Source organism: Caldimicrobium sp. SLHALR3, from assembly GCF_058692735.1.
Map to the genome: position 1 here is coordinate 788,874 of NZ_CP182484.1, position 19,956 is coordinate 808,829.

Consider the following 19,956-nt stretch of genomic DNA (forward strand, 5'->3'; position numbering starts at 1 on the left):
TTAAAAAAACTATACCACAAAAATTTAAAACGCAAAGAGAAAACAATGATAAGACAGGTTATTAAAGATTAAGATAGTTTCTTAAAATTTCAGAGGTAGGGGTATCTTTTTTAAGAAATTCCTCTATAGGTCCCTCAAAAAGGAGATAACCTCCTTTTTCCCCTCCTTCGGGTCCAAGCTCAATTATCCAGTCTGCCCACTTAATTAATTCTGGATTATGCTCTATAACTACTACTGTATGTCCCTTTTCAATAAGCCCTTGAAGAACATTTACTAACTTTTCTACATCTTTTATGTGAAGACCTGTTGTTGGTTCGTCAAGAATAAAAAGGGACCCTCCTTTTGAAGATTTGACAAATTCCTTAGCGAGTTTTATTCTCTGAGCTTCTCCTCCAGAAAGAGAAGGACTTGGTTGTCCAAGATTCAAATAATCAAGACCAATTTTACATACAGTATCTAACTTTTGTTGAATAAGAGGATAATTTTTAAAAAATTCCTTTGCCTCAGAAAAATCCATGTTTAAAACTTCTGAAATGTTTTTTCCTTTAAAATAGATTTCAAGGGTTTCTGGATTATATCTTTTCCCTTCACAGTATTCACACAATTGATAAACCTCGGGTAGGAATTTAATCTCTACCTTTATATAACCCTGTCCTTTACAATAAGGACACTGCCCCTCAGGGGTATTAAAGGAAAATCTTCCTTCCTTATAACCCCTTTCTCTTGCCAGATGAGTATTAGCAAAAACTTCTCTAATGTTGGTAAATACATTTATGTAAGTTGCAGGAGTTGATCTGGGAGTGTTTCCTATGGGAGAATGGTCAACAAGATAAACCCTTTTTATGTTTTTAAAACCTTCTATTTTTTCTACACCCCATAGATCCAATTTGGATTGTTTCTCTTTGCTTAAAAGTCTTTTCAGGTTTTCGTAAAGAAGATCACAAATAAGGGTTGACTTTCCAGAACCAGAAACCCCTACTACAACTGTAAGCACATTTAAAGGTATGGATACATCTATGTTTTTAAGATTTCTTAAATGGGCATTTTTAAGGGTTATAAATTTTGAGGGAATTCTTTTAAGGCTTTTCAATTCTTTTCTTTTTTTATCTTTGAGAACTTTTGCAGTTTCTGAAAATTCATTTTTAAGAAGTTCAGAAGGAGAGCCAACAAAAACAATTTCTCCTCCCCTTTTACCTCCTCCTGGTCCAAGGTCCACTATAAAATCAGCTGAAAGAATAGTTTCTTCATCATGCTCAACCACTATAACCGTATTTCCTTTATCTCTTAAAGCTTTTAATACATTTATTAATTTTTCGTTATCTTTGGGATGAAGTCCAATTGTAGGTTCATCAAGAATGTAGGCAACTCCTGTTAAATTGCTTCCAATTTCAGCTGAAATTCTCACTCTTTTTGCCTCACCAGAAGAGAGTGTGTCAGCAGATCTTCCAAGGGTTAAATATCCTACACCAAGCTTAATAAGACAATCAAGCCTTGATATCACCTCAGAAATAAGTCCTTCAGCTAAAATTTTTTCTTTTCCCTCAAGTTTTAAGTTTCCAAAAAACTTCTTTACTTCATAAATGCTTAGTTCACAAAGTTCAGGAAGAGATAATCCATTTATTTTATAGTAAAAAACCTCTTTTCTATATCTACTTCCATTACAGAGAGGGCATATTTCATCTTCCACTTTTCCCATTCCTTGGCAATATGGACAGGCACCTATTTTTGAATTAAAGGCAAATAAAAGCGGATCAGGTTCAGGAAGACTTATTCCGCACTTTATGCAGGTTCTTTTTTTACCAAAAAGGAATTCTCGAGAATCGACAATTAGCAAAGCCTCTCCATTTCCTTCCTTTAAAGTCTTTAAAAACAGTTCTTCAAATATTTTTTCTTTTTTAAAAGAGGTTTTTCCTATGACTGCTTCAATGGTGTGTTCTTTATATCTTGAAAGAGAGGGTATAGGCGGTAGCTTATAAAAAGCTGAATCAATTCTTACTTCATTGTATCCGGAGTTTAAAAGTCTTTCAAATAAATTTCTATAAATTCCCTTGCGATGTTTTACCATAGGTGCAAGAAAAATCACTTCTGTAGATGTAAGCCCCTCTTCCTTAAAAAGATTTTTAGCAATTTCAAGAAGTTCTTCCTCAGAATGAGGCATCAATTGAGAATTACACTTAGGGCAGTAGGCTTTGCTTATTTTTGAGTAAAGAAGTCTCAGGTATGGAAGGATTTCTGTAAGAGTTCCTACAGTTGAGCGAGGTGAAAGCTCTCCTGACCTTTGTTCTAAAGCAATAGTAGGTGGAATTCCAGAAATAAGATCATAGTCTATTTCTTCGTAAAGTTTTAAAAATTGTCTTAAATAAGCAGGTAAGGTCTCTAAAAATCTTCTCTGTCCTTCCGTAAAGATTACATCAAAGGCTAAGGTTGATTTTCCAGAACCAGAAACCCCTGTAATAACAATGAATTTGCCTCTTGGTAAATCTACATCTATGTTTTTTAAATTGTGATGTCTTATCCCTCTAAGTTTTATATATTGGTCTTCGTATTGATATTCCTTTTTTTGAAAAGCCTTTTCTTTAAGTTTGAGCCCGTTTAAATACTCTTTTAAATAATAAGCAGTTGGACTTTTCTGGTTTTTTAAATTTAAAAAGTCACTTATAGGTCCCTCAAAAAGTAGATAACCTCCCTTTTCTCCTCCTTCAGGTCCAAGCTCAATTATCCAGTCTGAAGAAAGTATTATCTCTGGATGATGTTCTACTACCACTATAGTATGCCCTTCATCTTTTAAATACTTCAAAGAGGAGATGAGCTTTTCTATATCTTTTAAATGAAGTCCTACAGTTGGCTCATCAAGAAGAATAAGAGCCTTTTCTTTTTTAATTTGTGATAAGATCTCTGCAATTTTTAATCTTTGAGCTTCTCCTCCAGAAAGGGTTGAAAGGGGTTGTCCTAATTTTAAATATCCAAGTCCAAGTTTTTGTAAGATTGTTAAAGGCTTATTAATAAGGGGATGATTTCCAAAAAATTCAATTGCTGAATCCACAGTTAGCTCAAGAATTTCTGCAATGTTTTTATCTTTCCATTTTACTTCAAGGACTTCCTCTCTAAATCTTTTTCCCTTACAGACTTCACAGGGAAGAACAAGATCTGAAAGAAACTGCATTTCAACTACTTCAAAGCCAAGACCTTTACATTCAGGACATTGTGAAACGGGAGAGTTAAAAGAAAAGAAGGATTCTGTGTAGCCGTATTTTTTGGCAAGTTGTGTGCTTGCAAGAAGCTTTCTTATGTAAGGAAAGATTCCTATATAGGTTGCAACGATACTTCTTGGAGAACGGGCAAGGGGTTCTTGAGTGATGAAAAGCACTTGAGAGAAGTTTTCAGCTCCCTCTATAGACTCGCAAAATTCAAAATTTATTCCCTGTTTGTAAGCATTTATCCCCTTATAAAGTATTTCCTCAAGAAGGGTTGATTTTCCAGAACCAGAAACTCCTACTATAGAAGTAATGGCTTTAAGGGGAATGGAAAAGGTGATGCTTTTTAAATTGTGTTTTTTTGCTTTTTTTATTATCAATCTTTGAGAAAAAGAGTTTAAAGAGGTAAATTCTTTTTTTCGCGGAGAACTTACTAATTTAAGCGCAAGGGCTGTAGGTGTATCTTTTTCAAATATTTCTTTTGGACTTCCTGCATATAAAAGATAACCTCCTCTTTCTCCTCCTTCTGGTCCAAGATCTATTAAATAATCTGCTTGAGTAATAACTTCTGGATCGTGTTCTACTACTACAACGGTGTTATTCTGAGAAACAAGGTTTTCCATAAATTTGATAACTTTTTTAGTATCAGTTGGATGAAGTCCTGTTGTAGGTTCATCTATTATATAAAGAGTTTCTACAAGATTTGAAGAAAGGGCTCTTGTTAAAAGACATCTACTTGCTTCTCCTCCAGAAAGGGTTCTACTTGTTCTGTTTAAAGTAAGATAGGAGAGTCCAACCTCCTCCAAATAGGAAAGTCTTTTTAAAATCTCCTTTGCAAGTCTTTCTTCAGCTGGAAGCCTTGTTTTAGAAAGAAATTCACTTATAAATTCCTTTGCCTGCGATACCTCAAGGGAATAAAAATCTCCTATGTTTAGATCCTGAATATAAAAAATGAGAGCCTGTGGATTAAAGCGTGTTCCCTTACAGGTAGGACAGGTAATTTCTCTTCTTAGCTTTGAAAGAAGAATTCTTATATGTTCCTTATATTTTTTACTTTCAAGCCAGTCTATAACTTCTTTAAGCCCGTACCATTCCCCCTCTCCCCAGAAAATCTTTTCCTTTATTTCAGAGGGAAGCTTATAAAAAGGAAGATTTAAGTCCACCTCATATTTTCTTAAAAATTCCATAAGATCCATTTTAACTTCCAGCATAAAAGGATAATCAAGAAGGGGAATAGCACCGTTTTTAATTGACTTTTCTGGATGTTTTACTAAGGCTTCATAGTCAACAACTAAAAGATTGCCAAATCCTTTACATTCTGGACAAGCTCCTTGAGAAGTGTTGAAAGAAAATAGATTAGGATTTTTGGGAGGAACCTTAAAACCACAAATTGGACAGATAAGATCTTGAACATAATTAATTTCTTCTCCATATACGGTTTTAACCTTTAAGCGACCCGAGATTTTAAAAGCCTGCTCTACCGCATTAACGATTTCGGGTATGTCTTCTTCAGAGGGTTTTAGTCTGTATAGAAGTATTTCTATTTCTTCCTGTGGCGTTTCTTCTAATTCTTCAAGCTCACAAACTTTACCTTTCCACAAAATTCTACTAAATCCTGCTGAAAGAAGTCCCTTTTTAAGATATTCAAAATCTACTTTAATTTTTTGCGGGGAAATTAAGTATATAGGAGTGTTTTTAAATTTTTGTATAATTTCCTTAGCGATGGAGTGAGGATCTTTCATGTAGATGTATCGATTGCATCTTGGGCATTTGGGGACTCCAGCTTTATAGTAAAGCATTTTAGTGAAATGGCTTATCTCCGTGAGAGTTGCTACTGTTGAGCGTGAGGTTTTGATGTAATTTCCTTGAGGAAAAGCAAGGGCAGGTGGTATGTTGTTTATAGCTTCTGCTTTAGGTTTAGGTAATTTTTCAAAATACTGTCTTACATAAGAAGAAAAAGTTTCCAGATATCTTCTTTGTCCCTCTGCATAAAGGGTATCAAAAACTAAGCTTGATTTACCAGCTCCAGAAACTCCTGTAACTACTGTAAGTTTGTAAAAAGGTAATTTTAGATCAAAGCCTTTAAGATTGTTTTGTGAGACTTTAAGAACTTCAATAAATTTCATTCGCCTCTGATTTTTTCCATCCTCTCCTGCGCCCTTTTGCAGTCTATGCAAAGAGTAGCTTCAGGACGAGCCATAAGTCTTTTTTCATCTATCTCTGCTCCACAGGCTTCACATATTCCATAAGTTCCATCTTCAATCTTTCTTAAAGCCTTCTCTATTTTCTTTAAAAGCTTTTGTTCTCTATCCCTCAATCTCAGTTCAAAAGCAAGGTTGCTTTCTCTTGTAGCTTGATCAAGAGCGTCAGGGAGAGGTTCTCCCACTTCTGTTAATTCCTTTTTAGTTTCCATAACTTCCTTAAGAATTTCCTCTTTTCTTTTTAAAAGTAATTGTTTAAAGAATTCAAGCTTTTCTTTTTCCATAAAAACCTCCTAAGGCTATTCTTCTAAAAGGATTTCCCCACTTTTACCCCCACTTTTGTAAATTAAACGGACATTGGTTATTTTTATACCCTTGTGTAAGGATTTACACATATCGTAAATAGTTAAAGCTGCAACACAAACAGAGGTTAAAGCTTCCATCTCGACCCCTGTTTTCCCAACAGTCTTAACACTTCCTGTAATTTCTATAGAAAATTTTTCTGGAATAAAATTAAATTCTATATCAATTTTAGAGATAGGTAAAGGGTGACAAAGGGGAATAAGTTCTGAAGTCTTTTTAGCTGCAAGTATTCCTGCAATCCTTGCACAGGCTAAAAAATCTCCTTTTGGTATATCCTGAGAAATGATCCTTGGGTAGATTTCCTCAGGAAAGATAACTTCTGCTTTTGCAATAGCTACTCTTTCTGTATCTGGTTTTTCACTAACATCTACCATTTGAAGTTCGCCTTTTTCTGTAAGATGAGAAAATTGAGGCATAATTTATCTTTATTTATTTCCAAAAATAAATTTTTCCCAGAATTTTTCCTTCTTCTTTTTAGAGTTTTTTTGATTTAAAAGGAGCTCATTTTCGTAGGTTTTAATTCCTTCTATCTCTGCAAATTTTTTTAACAATTCTTCTCCTTCTTTGCTTAATTTTTTTGGTATTTCTACTTGGATTTTTAAGATTAAATCTCCTCTTTTGCCTGTTTTAACATCTGGAAGACCTTTTCCTTCAATAATTATTTCTTCTCCTGGCTGAGTTCCAGGAGGAATTTCTACTTCCAAATCCTCCTTAAAGTAGGGAAGTCTTATTTTATCTCCCAAAATAGCTGAAACAAAATTAATTTTAAGCATCCCTATTACATTATTTTTTTCCCTATAAAAGTAGCGATGAGGTCTAACTTTTACTCTTAAAAAAAGGTCTCCTGGTTTTCCGCCAAAAAGTCCTGGTTCACCTTCTCCTGGGATTCTCAAAATGCTTCCATCTTCAATACCAGCAGGTATGACCACTTCAAGTTCTTTTTTCTTCCATATCTTTCCAGAACCTTTACATTTGGGACATTGAGCTATATAGGTAGTCCCTCTTCCCTTGCAATCAGGACAGGTATAACTTATTCTAAAAAAACCCTCTGTATAAGTAACTTTTCCTCTTCCTTTACAGACCTCACAGGTTTTAAAACCCTTTTGAGGATCGTATCCAAGTCCTTTGCAATATTCACATACATCAAATTTTTCAATTTCAAGTTTAACTTTTTTATCCTCAAAAAGGTCTTCAAAGTCTAAAACTACTTCATAAGAAAGATCAGCTCCATCTCTCGGTCTGGTATGAGTCTTTTCTTCAAAGGAAAAATCAAAAAACTCTTCAAATATATCAGAAAAGGCTTTAAAAATATCAGATATATCTTCAAATCCTCTGTAACCTGAGGATTTTAATCCAGAATATCCATAAGTATCGTATATTGCTCTTTTTTGTGGATCTGAGAGAACTTCATAGGCTTCTGAAATTTCCTTAAATTTTTCTTCAGCCTCTTTGTTCCCTGGATTTCTGTCAGGATGATATTTGAGAGCAAGTTTTCTGTAAGCACGTTTTATCTCTTCTTGAGTTGCATTTCTGGGAACTCCAAGAATGGCATAGTAGTCTTTATAAACCATCTTTAAATTTTCTATTTATTCAGGCTTTTTTGCTTTAAAATTTCAGAAATTTCGTAAACAGAGGATACCTTTTCTTTTTTTGCAAGCTCTTTTATATTTTCTGGAGTAACAAGTCCTGCAGCAATTTCTCTTAAAGCAGTAACTATTTCTCTATTATCGCACTTTATAAGTGGTTGAGCCCCCTCTTTTAGTTGTTTTACCCTTTCTATGGCAAGATGAATTAATCTAAATCTACTTGGCACTTTTTTGAGACAATCTTCTACGGTAATTCTTGCCATTTTTTATCACCCCAACAATTAAATTTTAAAATATCAAATTAGACAGCAACTACTTCAGTTACTTCTGGTATTTCTTTTTTTAAGTATCTTTCAATACCCATTTTTAGAGTCATAAGAGCCATAGGACAGGATCCACAGGCACCCTTTAATTTTACCTTTACTATACCATCTTCAGTAACCTCAACTAACTCCACATCCCCTCCATCTGCTTGTAAATAGGGTCTAACCTTAGCTAAGGCTTTTTCCACCTCATCTTTAAGCATAAAAAACCTCCTGATTAAAACTTTGATTTTTTAAAATTTAATACAATTTTTCTTGACAGCAAGGGCGACTTATTTAAAATTAAAATATTTAAACAAATTAAAAATTTAAAGGAGAGGCCGATGAGAAGTGACAGAGTTAAAAAGGGTTTAGAAAGAGCTCCTCATAGGTCTTTATTTAAAGCTCTTGGATTCACAGATGAAGAACTTAAAAAACCCTTAATTGGTGTTGCCAACTCCTTTAATGAAATAGTTCCTGGGCATATTCATTTGAGACAGATTACTGAAGCAGTTAAAGCAGGTATTAGAGAGATGGGAGGAGTACCTGTAGAATTTGGTGTAATTGGGGTTTGCGATGGTATTGCTATGAACCACGAAGGTATGAAATATTCTTTACCAAGCCGGGAAATCATTGCTGATTCTATTGAAATAATGAGTATGGCTCATGGTTTTGATGGATTGGTTATGGTTACAAGCTGTGATAAAGTTACCCCTGGTATGCTTATGGCTATGTTTAGACTTGATATACCCTCTATAATCGTAGCTGGTGGACCAATGCTTGTAGGAAGTTATAAAGGAAAAAGGGCAAATCTTATTTCAGTTTTTGAAGGAATAGGAAAGGTTAAGGCTGGAGAAATGACTGAAGAAGAATTAAAAGAATTAGAAGCTTGTGCCTGTCCAACCTGTGGCTCCTGTGCAGGTATGTTTACGGCAAATTCAATGAATTGTCTTTCCGAGGCTATAGGTCTTGCTCTTCCTGGGAATGGAACAATCCCTGCCGTATTTTCTGATAGGATAAGACTTGCTAAAGAAACAGGAAGAAAAATTGTTGAACTCGTTAAAAAAGGTCTAACACCCAAAAAGCTTATAACTAAAAAATCCTTTGAAAATGCCATAGCTGTTGATATGGCACTTGGTTGTTCTACTAACACGGTTCTTCATCTTATGGCTATTGCTAAGGAAGCAGGAATTGATATTGATTTGAGGACCTTTGACGAAATTTCAAGAAAAACCCCTGTTCTTGCAAAGCTTATTCCTGCAGGAGAGCACGGAGTGGTTGACCTTCATTTTGCTGGTGGTATTCCAGCAGTTATGAAAGAACTCTCCAAATTGGGAATAATACATCTTGAGGTAAAAACAGTTACAGGAAAAACTTTGAAAGAAAATCTTGAGGGAGTGGAAGTGCTTGACAGAAATGTAATAAGACCTGTTGAGGATCCATATTACAAAGAGGGAGGGATAGCTATTCTCTATGGTTCTCTTGCTCCAGAAGGAGCAGTGGTAAAAACAAGTGCCATAGTTCCAAAGATGTTAAGACATACAGGACCAGCAAAAGTCTTTAATTCAGAAGAAGAAGCTTATAAAGCCATTTTGGGGAAAAAGATAAAGCCAGGTGATGTAGTAGTAATAAGATATGAGGGACCAAAAGGTGGACCAGGAATGAGAGAAATGCTATCTCCTACTTCAGCAATAATAGGAATGGGACTCGGTGATTCTGTTGCTCTTATAACTGATGGAAGATTTAGTGGGGGAACTCAGGGAGCCTGTATAGGGCATGTTTCTCCTGAAGCAGCTGAAGGAGGTCCTATAGCCTTGGTAGAAGACGGGGATATCATAGAAATAGATATTCCTCAAAGAAGGCTTGATTTAAAGGTTTCAGAAGAGGAATTAGAAAGAAGAAGAAAAAAATGGAAACCCTTGCAAAAAAAATTAAAAGGGGTGTTGAAAAAATATTATAGTTTAGTAAAATCTGGAGCTAAGGGAGCAATCTTAGAATGAATCCTTTTTTTTTCTTAGGAAGGGCTTTTATTAAAATTTTAAGTGATTGTGGTGGAATTTTTCTTTTCTTTTTAAAAAGCCTTATTTATTCCTTTTCACCTCCTTATAGAGGAAGACTTCTTATAAAACATATGGAATTTATTGGAGTAAAGTCCTGGCTTGTGGTAATTTTAACCTCACTTTTTTCTGGGATGGTTACTGCTTATCAGGTGAATATTGCCTTGGCTAAGGTTGGATCTCAGAGTATTCTTGGAGGGGTAGTTGCTTTAACCCTTACAAGAGAGCTTGGTCCTGTTCTTACCGCAGTGGTGGTAATTGCTCGAGCTGGTTCAGCTATATCTGCTGAACTTGGAAGTATGAGAATAACAGAACAGATTGATGCGCTAAAAATTATGGCTGTTAATCCAATTCAATATCTTATGAGTCCAAGATTATGGGCCGCTATCCTCGTTTTACCTCTTTTGACGGCTATTTCAGATTTTGTAGGTATTGCAGGAGGTTATGTAATAGGTACTTTTTTACTTCACATAGACCCTGGGCTCTTAACAGCAAGAATGATTGATATGGTAGAGCTTAAAGACATTATGAGCGGGATAATAAAGTCCATCTTTTTTGGTGCATTCTTAGTAACAGTTTGTGGATACAAAGGCTATTATGCTTCAGGTGGAGCAGAAGGGGTTGGAAGGGCAACTACTGAGGCTGTTGTTATTTCAACAGTTGGAATTTTAGTTTCTGACTATATTTTAACTACTTTGTTCTTTTAAGGCTTATGATAACTATAAAAGACCTCAAAAAAAGCTTTAACGGATTTGAAGTTTTAAGAGGAGTTAATTTGACCATTCCAGAAAGTAAAATTACTTTTATAATGGGGCAGAGTGGAAGCGGAAAAAGTGTTTTGTTAAAACATATAGTAGGTCTTTTAAAACCGGATAGCGGTGAAATCTGGTTTCAAGATAAAGACATTACAAAGCTTTCTGAAAAAGAATTACAGAAAATAAGAAAAAAAATAGGATTTCTTTTTCAAGAAGGAGCGCTTTTTGATTTTATGACAGTCAAAGAAAATGTAATGTTCCCTTTAAAGGAACATTTTAAAATGTCAAAAGCTGAAATGGAAAAGACGGTAGATGAGCTTCTTTCTGCAGTTGATCTTCAGTTAGCTAAAGATAAGTATCCTTCTGAACTTTCTGGGGGGATGAAGAAGAGGGCAGCTCTTGCAAGAACACTTGCTCTCAAACCTCAAGTAGTGCTTTTTGATGAACCCACTACAGGTCTTGACCCCATTCTTCAGGTCTCAATTTTAGAATTGATCAAAAATCTTAAAGAAAAATACAATCTCACCTGTGTAATAGTTAGTCACGATCTTAATCTTGCTTTCAAATTTGCAGATTATATTGCCTTTTTAAATGAAGGAATTATTATAGAAGTAGGAACACCTGAGGAAATAAAAAATTCAACTAACGAGTTTATTAAAAAATTTATAAAAAGTGCTTTGCTATAAAAATAAGGAGGTGACTTTAAAATGGCTACCATTAGAGGAGCGACAGAAATAAAAGTGGGTATTTTTGTATTTATTGGTATTGTAGCTCTTCTTTATCTTACTTTTAAACTTGGAGAGGAGGCATTCGTTCCCAAGGATGTGTATAAAATTTATGCAGTATTTAATAATATTTCTGGGCTCACTAAAGGGGCTAAGGTAGAAATGGCAGGAATTCCCATTGGAAGAGTAGGAAATATTGAACTAACTCCAGATGGGAAAGCAAAGGTAGAGCTTTTAATTTACAAGAATTACAAAATTCAAGAAGATGCTAAAGCAGTTATAAGAACTTATGGAGTTTTAGGAGATAAATTTGTGGAGATAAAACCCGGATTTTCAACTACCTATTTACAGCCTGGTTCTATGATAGCCTATACAGAAGGGGCAATTTCTGTTGATGAGATTTTGGCAAGCATTGGTCCGACTGTAGAAGGATTAAAAGAACTTTTAGGAACTGAAGAAGGCAGGGAAAATTTAAAAATTTTAGTAGCTAACATTAGGGATGCCTCTCAAAGCTTTAAAAATATTGCAGAAAAAATAGAAAAAGGGCAGGGTACTCTAAGCAAACTTATAAGTGATGACAAGCTTTATAAAGATTTAGCCTCAACTGCAGAGAGTTTAAAGGTGGTTACTAAACAGATTGAAAGTGGTCAAGGAACCCTTGGAAAGCTTGTTAAAGATGACGAACTTTATAAGAGTTTAAAAATTACTGTTGCTAATTTAGAAAGTGTATCTAAGAGACTTGAAAGGGGAGAAGGAACACTTGGTAAATTAATGAGAGATGACAAACTTTATAAAGACTTAAAGGCTATCTCTGAGGATTTAAGAAAAATAACAGCTCAGATTGAGAGTGGTAAAGGAACTCTTGGAAAACTGCTTAAAGATGATTCTCTTTATTTAGAGGCTAAGAAAACATTAAAAAGTGTTAATAGAGCTGCTCAGGGTGTAGAGGAACAAGTACCTATTACAGTTCTTGGAGTTGTGGCTGGTGCAGCTATGCATTAAAGCTACACTTCAAAAACTGCTTTTACCTTAAATTTTTTTGTAGCTGGAAAAAGTTTAATTTCTATTTGATATTTTTCCTCTAATTCTTTACAAAGTTTTTTTAAATCCTCTTCTGATTTTTCAACTATGGTAAACCAAAAATTTAACTTATGCTCCCTAAGATAGGCATGTGTTATTTGCGGAAGTTCGGCTATTTTGTATGCAATCTCAATTTTATTTTCTGGGATAGTTGTTGCACACAGACAAGTAACATATCCAAGTTTATGAGAATCTACACTTGCTCCAAAGTGTCTTATTATTCCTTTTTCTTTTAAATTTTTCAAATAATCTATAATTTCCTCTTCCTCTAAGCCAAACTTTTCAGCAAGAATTTTAAATGGTTCAGAAGATAAGGGAAAATCTTTCTGTAAAAAGTTAATTAGGGCTTTAAATTTATCATCTTTATGGATAGACATTTGGTAAAAAGTTAACAATAAGATTTAAAAATGCAATAAGTTTTAATCTTTTGGATAGAAATTTTTATGATATTATAGGGATGAAAAAACATAAGGAATAAAAACGGAGGTAATGAGAGATGGAAAAAAGAGAAATAACCCTGTTAGAAATCTTTCAGCTTTTGCCTCACAGACATCCCTTTTTGATGATTGATAAAATAGAGGAGATAGATTTAGAAAAGGAATATGTAAGGGCAATAAAAAATGTTACTATTAATGAGCCCTATTTTGCAGGGCATTTTCCAGATTATCCTATTATGCCAGGAGTTTTGATTTTAGAAGCTATGGCTCAAGCTGCAGGGGTTGGGTTGAAAGTAATCTATCCAGAGTATAAAGACAAGCTTTTCGTGCTTGCTGCAATTGACAAGGTTAGATTTAGACAACCTGTATATCCTGGAGATACGCTTATTATTGAAGCCCAGGGATTTAAAAAGAAAGGATATATTGTTAAGGCTATGGCTATTGCTAAAGTGAATGACAAAGTTGTAGCAGAAGCAGAGATTACTGCTGGAATTTTAATGGATAGGGAGGGAAAATGACTAAAATTTCCCCCACAGCCTTCATAGACCCTTCAGCTGAGATTGAAGAAGATGTAGAAATCGGTCCAGGGGTTTATATAGGACCAAAGGTATATATAGGGAAAGGAACAGTTATAAAGGCAAATTCTTATATTGAGAAAAACACTAAAATAGGGAAATACAATCAAATTGGACCATTTGCTGTAATTGGGACACCTCCTCAGCACATTGGTTATAAAGGTGAAGAAACTACCGTAGAAATAGGTGATTACAATGTAATCAGGGAGTTTGTAACTATTCACAGAGGAACAACCTTTGACGATGGAATTACTCGGATAGGAAACAATTGTCTTTTGATGAGTTATGTTCACATTGCTCATGATTGCAAGATAGGAGATAATGTAATCATGTCAAATAATGCCACCTTAGGAGGGCATGTAAGAGTTGAAGAAAGGGTAGTAATGGGTGGTTTTTCTGCTGTTCATCAATTTTGTAGAATAGGAGCTTTTGCTTTTGTTAGTGCTATGAGTGGGGTTGATAAGGATGTGCCCCCTTATGTAAAAGTTTTTGGTATTCCAGCTAAAATACAGGGAATTAATTTAGTAGGATTGAGAAGATCAGGCTTTACTAAAGAAGAAATCCGTAAAATTTCTCAGGCAATCGGCTTTTTTTTAGATGCCCCTTCAACAATCAAGGAAATTATAGTAGAGCTAAGAGATATATTTGGTAATGATCCCGTAGTAGAAAAACTTATTAGATTTTTGGAAAATCCCTCAAAACAAGGTATAATGAGAAGAAAGCCCTTTGAAGGTGAAGAAGCTTTTGGTTAAAAAATTATGGAAACAGAGGAAAATAAAATAGGTTTAATTGCAGGAGAAGGAGAATTTCCTATTATTCTAGCTCGTAACTTAAAAGAGCGAAATTACCAAGTTGTAGCAGTTTGTTTTTCTAATGATCAAAAAGAGAAATTAAAAAACCTTACCTCTGAAGTTTTTAAGATTTCTATCGGACAGTTTGGGAAATTAATCAAAATTTTTAAAGAAAGAAAAATAAAAGAACTTGTGTTCTTAGGTAAAATAGATAAAAGCCAAGCTTTAAAAATAGGTATTCCTGATTTTAAAGCCCTGATTTTGTGGAAAAAACTAAAAAATAGAGAGGATAATTCCATTTTAAGAGGTATAGTTGAAGAGCTTGAAAATGAAGGATTTATAATAAGGGGTCCTTCTGAGTTTTTACAAGATTATTTAACTCCTGAAGGAGTTTTTACCAAAAGAATTCCAACTTCTGAAGAATGGGAGGATATAGAATATGGATTTAAAATTGCCAAAATGATTGGGGCTCTTGATATTGGGCAGTGTGTGGTAGTAAAAAACAAGATGACCGTTGCTGTTGAAGCTATGGAAGGAACAGATGCTACAATTTTAAGAGCAGGTAAACTTAGAAAAAACACAGTGGTGATAAAGGTAGCTAAACCTATTCAGGATCTTAGAATGGATCTTCCAGTAGTTGGATTAAAAACTATAGAAACGCTCATCAAGGCTGGTGCAAAAGTTCTTGCCTTAGAAACAGGTAAAACCTTTTTCCTACAAAGAGAAGAAGCTATCAAATTAGCTGATAAAAATGATATCTCCATAGTAGGATATAAAGAGGGAAAAAATTGATGGACAAGATAAAAGTTGCTGTTATAGGAGTAGGACACTTAGGAAAATTTCATGCTAAAAAATTTACCGAAATACCTGAAGTAGAGCTTTTTGCTATAGTTGATATTAATCCAGAAAGAATTAGAGAAACTTTAGAATTGTTAGGAGATAAAAAGGGGTTTGTAAAAACATTTACCAATTACAAAGAGGTTATACCTCTTGTTGATGCAGTGAGTATTGCTACACCAACTATAACACATTACGAGATTGCTAAGGAATTTTTAGAGGCAGGTAAACCTGTTTTTTTGGAAAAACCCCTTGCGCATGATTTAAAGTTAGCAGAAGAATTGGTTAAAATTTCAATAAAAAAAGGTCTTCCTTTTCAGGTAGGATACATTGAAAGATTTCAACCCCCTGTAAAAATTCTTTTGCAAAAAGTAAAAGAGCCTCTATTTATAGAGGCTCACAGACTATCTTCTTTTGTAGAAAGAAACTTAGACATAGATGTGATTTTAGATCTTATGATACACGATCTTGATCTTACGCTGCTTTTGAAAAAAGATAAAAAAATAGAGTTTATTCATGCTGTGGGAGCTCCTCTTTTTACCGATTTACCTGATATAGTCAATGCAAGAGTCGTTTTTGAAGATGGCACTACCTGCAATTTTACGGCAAGTAGAATATCTCTTAATAAACAGAGAAAGTTCAGAGTCTTTTCAAAGGGTGCCTATTATGTAGTAGATACTATAGAAAAAAGCTATTTAGAAGTTAAGGTAGATCCTAAAAATAGAGAATATAAACTTGATAAAAAATCCTTTCCTGAGAGTGATCCTTTGAAAGAGGAGCTTGAAGTTTTTGTTAGAAGTATTGTAAATGGAAGCAGGGTGGAGGTGCCCGCAGAAGAAGCATTAAATTCTCTTGAACTTGCTTTTAGAATAAAAAGCGAAGTAGAAAAAAATTTAAAAAAATTCTTATGAAAGTTCAAACTCCTTCTCGTGTTTTGATAATTACAGGTGAAATCTCAGGAGACATATACGGATATCTTTTAATTAAAAGAATGAAAGAACTAAATTCAGCCTTTCAATTTGTCGGAATCGGTGGTCCCAAGATGAGAAGTCTTGGTATAGAAATACTCTTTCCAGCTGAATCGCTTGCCTTAGTAGGATTACCAAGTTTTTCTGAGCTTAAAAGATATTTATTTGTCTATAAAAAAATTAAAGAATTCTTGGAAAAAAGGAAAGTAGATGTAGTTATACTGGTAGATTTCCCGGGTTTTAATTTAAAAGTAGCCAAATTAGCCAAAAAATTAGGTTATCCTGTAATATATTACATTGCTCCTCAAGTTTGGGCTTGGAATAAGAAAAGAGTTTATGTAATAAAAGAATGTGTGGATAGATTATATGTAGTTCTTCCCTTTGAAAAGGAGTTCTTTTCTTCCTATAATATTCCTACTGTCTATCTTGGACATCCTATTTTAGACTTAATAAAAATCAATTTAACAGAGAGTTTTTTTTATGAAATGTATAAGTTTGATAAGACCAAACCTATTGTGAGTTTTTTCCCAGGTAGCAGAGAAAAAGAGGTAGTTAGACATATACCTATGTTTTTAAAAATTTTTGATAATTTAAAAAAAACAAATCCCGATGTTCAGGGGATAATGGTAAAAGCACCAGGATTGAGAGACTCATTTTTATGGGATAAAGCAAGATCCGCGCTTAGGGTTATAGAAAATACTCAATATGAGGTTTTGAAATACTCTACGGTAGCTCTTCTTGCATCAGGGACAATTACTTTAGAAGCTGCCCTTCTTGGGACTCCTGCTATAGTTACTTATTCATTACCTTCCTGGATGTATTTTATAGCTAAAAGATTGATAAAAGTCCCTTATGTAAGTCTTTCTAATTTGATTTTACAAAAAGAGGTGTATCCGGAAATAATAACAGAAAAAAACAAGGTTCAGCTTATTACTCAAAAGATAAGGGAATTTATTGAGGATGAGGAAAAAAGAAAGTGGATAAAAAAAGAGCTTGAAAATGTGAAAAAGATAATAGGTTCTCCTGGAGCAAGTTGGAGAATTGCGGAAGATATGATAAAGTATATTTCATCTATTAGTAGCTCTTAAAAATAAGTTAAAATTGGGGGTGTAAATATGGGTAAGGACTTAAAAAAGATGTATAAAACCGTTGTAGAAGATCCTTTCCCTTCAGAATTAAGAATTACTTTTGGTGATCAAACCCTTATTTATAAGAAAAAAACCTGGGAAGTTGAGGTAGAACCAGGAGTTTTTGAAAAAAGAGGATTAAGATATGGAGAAAATCCTGATCAAGAGGCTGCACTTTATGAACTTGTTGCAGGAAATCTGATTTTAGGTGAATGCGAATTTATTTCACCTGGACTTGGTCTTATCTCAAATTTAAAGGAATCAGATTTTATTCAATTTGGTAAACATCCAAGTAAGATAAATCTAACGGACATAGATGACGCTCTAAGTATTTTGAGGTATTTAACTGAGAAACCAGCTTGTGTAATTGTCAAGCATAATAACCCGTGTGGTGTTGCCTACGGTAACACTATAGAAGAGGCTTTTTTAAGAGCTTATAAAGCAGATAGAATAGCTGCCTTTGGTGGTGCTATAGCATTGAATAGACCTGTAGATAAGGCATGTGCCGAAGCTATAGCAAAGGAGTATTTTGAAGTGATTGCTGCACCTGAATATGAGGAGGGAAGTATAGAAATTTTAAAAAAGAGAAAGTCTTTAAGGATTATAAGAATAAAGAAATTAGATAGGTTAGAAGAATATGCTAAATACAGAGTTGTTGAGTTTAAAAGCCTTATTGATGGAGGATTGATCGTTCAAGTTTCTCAGATAAATAAAATTAGAAAAAAAGAGGATCTTCTACCGGCAGTAGCGGTTAAAGACGGAATTGAGTATAGATGTGTTAGAGAGCCTGATGAGAGAGAAATAAGGGATATGATTTTTGGTTGGGCTGTTGAAATGGGGGTAACTTCTAATTCAGTTTTGTTTGTAAAAGATGAATGCACAGTAAGTATTGGAACAGGTGAGCAAGATAGAGTTGGTTGTACTGAGATAGCCATTTTTAAAGCCTATACAAAGTTTGCAGATCTTCTTTGCTATGAAAAATACGGAATACCTTATAAACAGTTAGAATTGGAAATAGAAAAGGGATTGAGACCAAGATCTCAAAAAGAGGAAATTGACGAAGAGACCAAGGAAAAGAAGGCAGGACTTATAGGTGCGGTTATGGTTTCTGATGGATTTTTGCCTTTTAGGGATTCTGTAGATGTTGCAGCAAAACACGGAATTACAGCTATACTTCAGCCAGGAGGATCGGTTAGAGATTGGGAAGTGATTCAGGCATGCAACGAATACAATCCTCCTATTGCTATGATGTTTACAGGGCAGAGAGCCTTTAAACATTAAGTTTTTAAAAGGGGGGATTTATGACCAAAATACCTTTTACTCCTGAGGGTTTGGAAAAAATCAAAAAAGAGCTAGAACATCTTATTAAGGTTGAAAGAAGAAATGTAATAAAAGCTATTGAAGAGGCAAGAGCCCATGGAGATATTTCAGAAAATGCTGAATATGAAGCTGCAAAAGAAAGACAGGCTTATGTGGAGGGGCGTATTCAAGAACTTTCAGGGATTTTAGCCAATGCAGAAGTAATCCCTGAGCTTAAAGAACCTCCGAATAGAGTTCAATTCGGAGTAAAAGTAAAACTATTAAACCTTGATACAGATGAAGTAGTTATTTATAAAATCGTTGGTCCCTATGAAGCAGATCCGTCAAATGGGAGTATTTCCATACATTCTCCCATTGCCAGAGCTTTAATAGGAAAAGAAGTAGGGGAAGAAGTTCAGGTGAATACACCCTCAGGAGTAAAAAATTTTGAAATATTAGAAATAGACATTTAATTAGGAGGTATGAGGTGAAATTTTTGGATAAAAAATACCTTTTTACCCCAGGCCCAGTCCCAGTTGCACCGGATGTACTTTTATCTATGGCTCAGCCTATTACTCATCACAGATTGCCTGAATTTTCAGAAATTTTAAAAGAAATAAGAGAAGATCTTAAATATCTTTTTCAGACTCAAAAAGAAGTTTATTTTTTTGCTTCTTCTGGAACTGGAGCAATGGAAGCAGCCATAGTTAATCTTTTTTCTCCTGGAGATAAGGTAATAGTTGTTGTGGGAGGAAAGTTTGGTCAAAGATGGCTTGAGCTTGCAAAAACATATAGCCTTGAACCTTTAGTAATAGAAGTGCCTTGGGGTAAGGCCGTAAAGCCTGAAGAGGTAGAAAAAATTTTTAAAAGAAATTCTGATATTAAGGGTGTTTTAATTCAAGCCTGTGAGACCTCAACAGGGGTAAAGCATCCTGTTAAAGAAATTGCAGAAATAACTAAGGAAACTCCCGCAGTTATCGTGGTTGATGCTATTACTGCTCTCGGGGTGTATGAGCTTCCCATGGATAGATGGGGGCTTGATGTAGTTATAACAGGATCTCAAAAAGCTCTTAGCCTTCCTCCAGGTCTTTCTTTTATTGCCTTTTCAGATAAAGCCTATGTGCTTTCCCAAAAATCAAAACTTCCTAAATATTACTTTGATCTCCAAAAAGAGAAAAAAGCTTATGAAAAGGATACGACAGCCTTTACTCCTGCTGTAAGTCTTCTTGTTGGACTAAGAAAAATGCTTAAACGCATTAGAGAAATAGGATTAGAAAATCTGTTTAAACACTACAAAGTCCTTTCTCTTGCCTGTAGATCTGCTATCTTGGCACTCGATCTTGAACTCTTTCCTGAGGTTCCCTCAGAATCACTTACAGTAATTAAGACTCCAGATGGATTAAATACAGGAGAACTTTTAAAGTTTTTGAGAAATAAATTAGGAATTGTTTTTGCAGGGGGACAGGATCAGCTTAAGGGAAAAATTTTAAGAATTACCCACATGGGTGATCAATCCCCCTTTGATCTTTTAATAGCTATTTCAGCTTTAGAGATAGGATTAAATCTCTTTGGATACAAAGTTCCTTTGGGTGAAGGCGTGAGAGCAGCTGAAGAGATAATTTTTGATTATGTAAAAAATTTATAAAAATAGGGGGAAAA

Annotated in this window: 19 protein-coding genes; 12 read left to right on the top strand and 7 right to left on the bottom strand. The window is 34.5% G+C overall.

Translation table 11 applies throughout. The annotated features are described in order from the left end of the window. Positions 1-61 precede the first annotated feature (61 nt). From uvrA to ACLGLP_RS04190, 6 genes are read right to left on the bottom strand one after another with little or no spacing between them, the layout of a single operon-like run. Entirely contained in the window at positions 62-5,320 is a 5,259-nt protein-coding gene (gene uvrA, locus ACLGLP_RS04165; protein ID WP_492113671.1) for an excinuclease ABC subunit UvrA, read from the bottom strand. After that, positions 5,317-5,679 carry an RNA polymerase-binding protein DksA gene (gene dksA, locus ACLGLP_RS04170; protein WP_492113672.1) on the bottom strand — a complete coding sequence of 121 codons (363 nt, stop codon included), beginning with the start codon at positions 5,677-5,679 and terminating at the stop codon, positions 5,317-5,319. Before dksA ends, uvrA begins: the two co-directional genes overlap by 4 nt. A gap of 15 nt (positions 5,680-5,694) precedes the next feature. Next, positions 5,695-6,174 (bottom strand): cyclic pyranopterin monophosphate synthase MoaC, encoded by a 480-nt coding sequence (gene moaC / locus ACLGLP_RS04175; RefSeq protein ID WP_492113673.1) that lies wholly within the window; start codon positions 6,172-6,174, stop codon positions 5,695-5,697. A gap of 9 nt (positions 6,175-6,183) precedes the next feature. Further along, positions 6,184-7,329: a molecular chaperone DnaJ gene (gene dnaJ, locus ACLGLP_RS04180; RefSeq protein ID WP_492113674.1), complete on the bottom strand. Its 1,146-nt coding sequence runs from the start codon at positions 7,327-7,329 to the stop codon at positions 6,184-6,186. An 11-nt stretch (positions 7,330-7,340) separates the two neighbouring features. Then, on the bottom strand, positions 7,341-7,607 hold the full coding sequence (gene rpoZ / locus ACLGLP_RS04185; protein WP_492113675.1) for a DNA-directed RNA polymerase subunit omega: 267 nt from the start codon (positions 7,605-7,607) through the stop codon (positions 7,341-7,343). A 38-nt stretch (positions 7,608-7,645) separates the two neighbouring features. Then, positions 7,646-7,870: a NifU family protein gene (locus ACLGLP_RS04190; RefSeq protein WP_492113676.1), complete on the bottom strand. Its 225-nt coding sequence runs from the start codon at positions 7,868-7,870 to the stop codon at positions 7,646-7,648. Between the two features lie 120 nt (positions 7,871-7,990). Here ACLGLP_RS04190 and ilvD point away from each other — a divergent pair, with 120 nt between their 5' ends. The 4 genes from ilvD to ACLGLP_RS04210 are packed head-to-tail and all read left to right on the top strand — an operon-like array spanning position 7,991 to position 12,185. Further along, entirely contained in the window at positions 7,991-9,646 is a 1,656-nt protein-coding gene (ilvD, locus tag ACLGLP_RS04195; protein ID WP_492113677.1) for a dihydroxy-acid dehydratase, read from the top strand. Further along, positions 9,643-10,410, top strand: a complete 768-nt coding sequence (locus ACLGLP_RS04200; protein ID WP_492113678.1) for an MlaE family ABC transporter permease — start codon at positions 9,643-9,645, stop codon at positions 10,408-10,410. The genes ilvD and ACLGLP_RS04200 overlap by 4 nt, the downstream gene beginning before the upstream one ends. A gap of 5 nt (positions 10,411-10,415) precedes the next feature. Next, positions 10,416-11,144, top strand: coding sequence for an ABC transporter ATP-binding protein (locus tag ACLGLP_RS04205; protein ID WP_492113679.1), 729 nt, complete (start codon positions 10,416-10,418; stop codon positions 11,142-11,144). 21 nt (positions 11,145-11,165) lie between these two features. Continuing rightward, on the top strand, positions 11,166-12,185 hold the full coding sequence (locus ACLGLP_RS04210; protein ID WP_492113680.1) for an MlaD family protein: 1,020 nt from the start codon (positions 11,166-11,168) through the stop codon (positions 12,183-12,185). A gap of 2 nt (positions 12,186-12,187) precedes the next feature. Here ACLGLP_RS04210 and ACLGLP_RS04215 read toward each other — a convergent pair whose 3' ends face one another. Next, positions 12,188-12,640: an Lrp/AsnC family transcriptional regulator gene (locus ACLGLP_RS04215; protein ID WP_492113681.1), complete on the bottom strand. Its 453-nt coding sequence runs from the start codon at positions 12,638-12,640 to the stop codon at positions 12,188-12,190. Positions 12,641-12,759: 119 nt separating this feature from the next. On the opposite strand from ACLGLP_RS04215, the gene fabZ reads away from it, so the two are divergent. From fabZ to ACLGLP_RS04255, 8 genes are read left to right on the top strand one after another with little or no spacing between them, the layout of a single operon-like run. Continuing rightward, the gene (fabZ, locus tag ACLGLP_RS04220) at positions 12,760-13,218 is read left to right on the top strand and encodes a 3-hydroxyacyl-ACP dehydratase FabZ (RefSeq protein ID WP_492113682.1); all 459 of its coding nucleotides are present in this window, start codon (positions 12,760-12,762) and stop codon (positions 13,216-13,218) included. Further along, a complete protein-coding gene (lpxA, locus tag ACLGLP_RS04225; RefSeq protein ID WP_492113683.1) occupies positions 13,215-14,027 on the top strand; it encodes an acyl-ACP--UDP-N-acetylglucosamine O-acyltransferase in 813 nt (270 codons plus the stop codon). Before fabZ ends, lpxA begins: the two co-directional genes overlap by 4 nt. Before the next feature lie 6 nt (positions 14,028-14,033). Then, a complete protein-coding gene (locus ACLGLP_RS04230; RefSeq protein WP_492113684.1) occupies positions 14,034-14,858 on the top strand; it encodes an LpxI family protein in 825 nt (274 codons plus the stop codon). Then, positions 14,858-15,814: a Gfo/Idh/MocA family protein gene (locus tag ACLGLP_RS04235; RefSeq protein ID WP_492113685.1), complete on the top strand. Its 957-nt coding sequence runs from the start codon at positions 14,858-14,860 to the stop codon at positions 15,812-15,814. Before ACLGLP_RS04230 ends, ACLGLP_RS04235 begins: the two co-directional genes overlap by 1 nt. Next, positions 15,811-16,959: a lipid-A-disaccharide synthase gene (gene lpxB, locus ACLGLP_RS04240; RefSeq protein WP_492113686.1), complete on the top strand. Its 1,149-nt coding sequence runs from the start codon at positions 15,811-15,813 to the stop codon at positions 16,957-16,959. Before ACLGLP_RS04235 ends, lpxB begins: the two co-directional genes overlap by 4 nt. A gap of 27 nt (positions 16,960-16,986) precedes the next feature. Then, positions 16,987-18,279 (top strand): IMP cyclohydrolase, encoded by a 1,293-nt coding sequence (locus tag ACLGLP_RS04245; protein ID WP_492113687.1) that lies wholly within the window; start codon positions 16,987-16,989, stop codon positions 18,277-18,279. A 20-nt stretch (positions 18,280-18,299) separates the two neighbouring features. After that, the gene (greA, locus tag ACLGLP_RS04250; RefSeq protein WP_492113688.1) at positions 18,300-18,770 is read left to right on the top strand and encodes a transcription elongation factor GreA; all 471 of its coding nucleotides are present in this window, start codon (positions 18,300-18,302) and stop codon (positions 18,768-18,770) included. A gap of 14 nt (positions 18,771-18,784) precedes the next feature. Further along, the gene (locus tag ACLGLP_RS04255; protein ID WP_492113689.1) at positions 18,785-19,942 is read left to right on the top strand and encodes a pyridoxal-phosphate-dependent aminotransferase family protein; all 1,158 of its coding nucleotides are present in this window, start codon (positions 18,785-18,787) and stop codon (positions 19,940-19,942) included. Positions 19,943-19,956: the final 14 nt, after the last annotated feature.